Annotated in this window: 4 protein-coding genes; 3 read left to right on the top strand and 1 reads right to left on the bottom strand. The window is 65.4% G+C overall.

What is annotated here, in order from left to right; all coding sequences use genetic code 11:
* On the bottom strand, positions 1-1,128 hold a 1,128-nt coding region (locus Q8N40_RS25945), incomplete at its 3' end, for a DNA recombination protein RmuC (RefSeq protein WP_305713846.1).
* Between the two features lie 172 nt (positions 1,129-1,300).
* Here Q8N40_RS25945 and def point away from each other — a divergent pair.
* The 3 genes from def to truA form a co-directional block, all read left to right on the top strand.
* Positions 1,301-1,828, top strand: a complete 528-nt coding sequence (gene def / locus Q8N40_RS25940) for a peptide deformylase (RefSeq protein ID WP_305320735.1) — start codon at positions 1,301-1,303, stop codon at positions 1,826-1,828.
* 176 nt (positions 1,829-2,004) lie between these two features.
* On the top strand, positions 2,005-2,940 hold the full coding sequence (gene fmt, locus Q8N40_RS25935; protein WP_305713845.1) for a methionyl-tRNA formyltransferase: 936 nt from the start codon (positions 2,005-2,007) through the stop codon (positions 2,938-2,940).
* A partial coding sequence (gene truA / locus Q8N40_RS25930) for a tRNA pseudouridine(38-40) synthase TruA (RefSeq protein WP_305713844.1) occupies positions 2,940-3,598 on the top strand: 659 nt, incomplete at its 3' end. The genes fmt and truA, both read left to right, overlap by 1 nt.

Raw genomic sequence — 3,598 nt, 5'->3', positions numbered from 1 at the left:
GGCGTCGGACTTGCTGAAATCCAGTTCCTCGATCCGGCCGGCGCGCTTTTCGATCTTGTCGGCGGAGATCAGGATCTGGCGGACGTCCTCGTTGACGTCGCCGAAATGCTTCTGCAGCTTCAGCACGCGGTCGCGCAGCCGGTTGAGGTCGTCGCCGAGGTTGAGCACTTCGGTGCGGATCTGGTCGGCGGCGTCGCGCATCCGCGCGTCCTTCAGGATTTGCTGCATCACCTGGATCGCCAGCATCAGCAGCGACGGTGACACCAGCACGACGCGGGCGCGGTAGGCCTTCTGGATCACGTCGTCGAATCCGTCATGGATTTCGGCGTAGACCGATTCCGACGGCACGAACATCAGCGCGGTGTCCTGTGTCTCGCCAGCGATCAGGTATTTCTCGGCGATGTCGCTGACATGCTTCATGACGTCGGCGCGCAGCCGCTGCGTGGCGTATTTCTTTTCCTCATCCGTGCGCGCGTCATGCAGCGCCGTCATCGCCTCCAGCGGAAACTTGGCGTCGATGCAGAGCGGGCGCTGGTCGGGAAGGAAAACCACGCAATCCGGCCGCTTGCCGGTGGAGAGCGTGTGCTGGAATTCGTAAGACCCCGAGGGCATGCCGTCCTGCACGATGGCTTCCATCCGGGCCTGGCCGAACGCGCCGCGCGATTGCTTGTTGGCGAGCACGTCGCGCAGCGTGGTGACCTGCGAGGTCAGGTCGGTGAGGTTCTTGTGGGCGTTGTCGATGATGCCGAGCCGCTCATGCAGCACACGCAGGGAATCCATGGTGTTGCGCGTGGTCGCTTCCATCGACTGGCCGACCCGGTGGGTCACCGAATCCAGCCGCTCGTTGACCGCGCGCGCCATGTCGGCCTGGCGGCCGGCCAGCGCCTGGCCCATCTCATGGACCCGGCCGGTGGCCTCAGACTGGGCGCGCAGCATTTCACTGACCCGTTCCTCCAGTTCGTCGGCGCGGATGGCCTGCGCCATCGCCAGCGCCGCGCCCCGGCTGCCGGAGCGCGCGATGATGATGGCGATGGTCAGCAACAGCACCAGCGCCAGCGCGCCGAAGCCGAGCAGCGCTTCGCCAGTGTGGACCGGCGTGTCGCCGATCATGAAAAGGATCTCGTTCATGCCGCCCTTGTAGCCGATTCGGCCGCAAACGCGAACGAAGAGGGAACATTTGTGGTTAACTGAAGCTTAATTTTCGTGGTTAACTTCAGCTGAGGATTCATGGTTAGCAGGGGGTTAACAGGCTTCCTCGGTGCATTGACCCCGGCAGATCGGCAGCTTAAATCGCCCCACCATGGCACTCCGAGAAATCATCATCCTGCCGGACAAGCAGTTGCGGCTGGTCTCCAAACCTGTCGAAAAGGTCACGGCAGAGATCCGCCGGCTGGCCGACGACATGCTGGAGACCATGTACGACGCCCCCGGGATCGGGCTGGCGGCCATCCAGGTCGCGCAGCCGCTGCGGCTGATCACGATGGACCTCGCCAAGAAGGACGAGGACGGCGAGACCAAGCCGCGGCCGCGCGTCTTCATCAATCCGGAGATCGTGTCATCGTCGGAAGAGTTTTCGGTCTACGAGGAAGGCTGCCTGTCGATCCCCGAATATTACGAGGAGGTTGAGCGGCCGGCGCAGGTGCGCATCCGCTTCACCGATCTCGACGGCAAGGTGCACGAGGAAGACGCCGACGGCCTGTTCGCCACCTGCATCCAGCACGAGATCGACCACCTCAACGGCGTGCTGTTCGTGGACTATCTGTCGAAGCTGAAGCGCGACCGCGTGCTGAAGAAATTTGCCAAGGCCGCGAAGCGGGCGGGGGAGTAGGCCCGACCTCGCCGTCACCCTGAGGTGCGCGGCGCCGCCTGGCGCCGGGCCTCGAAGGGCGACGGCAGTCACAAGCGACGTTCTTTCTTTCCTGCGCATCCTTCGAGGCTCGCAAGCGCTCGCACCTCAGGATGACGCTCGCTATCTGGATGCTTGGTTAAAGGACTTCCGCGAACATGCCGCTCCGCCTGATCTTCATGGGCACGCCCGACTTCGCGGTGCCGACGCTGCTGGAACTGGTCGCCCATGGCCACGATATCGCGGCGGTCTATACCCGTGTGGCCAAGCCAGGCGGCCGTCGCGGTCTGCAATTGCAGCCGACCCCCGTGGAGCAGGAAGCGCGGCGGCTGAACATCCCCGTATTGACGCCCTCCACCCTGAAGACACCGCAAGCGCTGCAGGAATTCGGCTCTCACGAGGCCGATGCCGCCGTGGTCGTCGCCTATGGCATGATCCTGCCAAAATCCATTCTCGATACGCCGCCGCTCGGCTGCTTCAATCTGCATGCCTCGCTGCTGCCGCGCTGGCGCGGAGCGGCGCCGATCAACCGCGCCATCATGGCCGGCGATGCCGAGAGCGGCGTGATGGTGATGAAAATGGATGTCGGCCTCGACACCGGCGACGTCGCGATGGCCGAGCGGCTGGCGATATCGGACGCCATGACGGCCGCCGATCTGCACGACGCGCTGGCGCCGCTCGGGGCCGACCTGATGGTGCGCGCGATGGGCGCGCTGGAACGCGGCCGGTTGCAGCTCACGAAGCAGAGCGATGAGGGCGTGACCTACGCCGCCAAGATCGAGAAGGCGGAGGCGCGGATCGACTGGAACCGGCCCGCGCGCGACGTGCTGCGCCACATTCACGGGCTGTCGCCGTTTCCCGGCGCCTGGTGCGAGATGACGATCGATGGCGAGCAGGTCCGGGTCAAGATCCTGCGCTGCGAACTGGCCAGCGGAGCCGGCGCGCCGGGCGACTTGCTCGACGACCGGCTGACCATTGCCTGTCAGGGCGGCGCGATCCGCATTCTCGACCTGCAGCGCGCCGGTGCAAAGCCGATGAAGGCGCAGGAGTTTTTGCGCGGCACGCCGCTCGCACCACCGATACGGCTCGTCTGATGCCCCGCTACAAACTCATCATCGAATATGACGGCGCGCCGTTTTGCGGCTGGCAGCTGCAGGACAATGGCGCCACGGTGCAGGGCGCGCTGGAAGACGCGGTCAAGGCGATCTGCGGCGAGCGGGTTCGCGTGCACGGCGCCGGCCGCACCGACGCCGGGGTGCATGCGCTGGGACAGGTCGCGCATTGCGACATTGCCAAGCATTTCGTGCCGGGCCGCTTTCGCGACGGGCTGAACGCGCATTTGCGGCCGCATCCGATCGGTGTGCTCAGTGCGGAGATCGTCCCCGACAGCTTCGAGGCGCGGTTCTCGGCCAGGAAGCGCCATTATATCTACCGCATCTCCAATCGCCGGGCCAACCTTGCGCTCGACATCGGCAAGGTCTGGCGGTTGCCGCGGCCGCTCGACAGCGATGCGATGCATGACGCGGCGCAGCGGCTGGTCGGCAAGTTCGACTTCACCACCTTCCGCGATACCGAATGCCAGGCCAAATCGCCGGAGAAGACGCTGGACCAGCTCGACGTGGTGCGAGACGGCGACGCCGTCAACATCGTCACCTCGGCGCGCTCGTTCCTGCACAGCCAGGTACGCTCGATGGTGGGATCGCTGGTCTGGGTCGGCGAGGGCCGCTGGAGCGCCGACGAGCTGCAGAAGGC

It is taken from the genome of Bradyrhizobium sp. (assembly GCF_030693485.1).
Taxonomy (GTDB): Bacteria; Pseudomonadota; Alphaproteobacteria; order Rhizobiales; family Xanthobacteraceae; genus Bradyrhizobium.
This window is presented reverse-complemented; position numbering and strand designations above follow the sequence as displayed.

Bases quoted from the DNA above. Each gene is read 5' to 3' on its own strand.
- fmt (WP_305713845.1), top strand. From the start codon at position 2,005: ATGCCGCTCCGCCTGATCTTCATGGGCACGCCCGACTTCGCGGTGCCG.
- def (WP_305320735.1), top strand. From the start codon at position 1,301: ATGGCACTCCGAGAAATCATCATCCTGCCGGACAAGCAGTTGCGGCTG.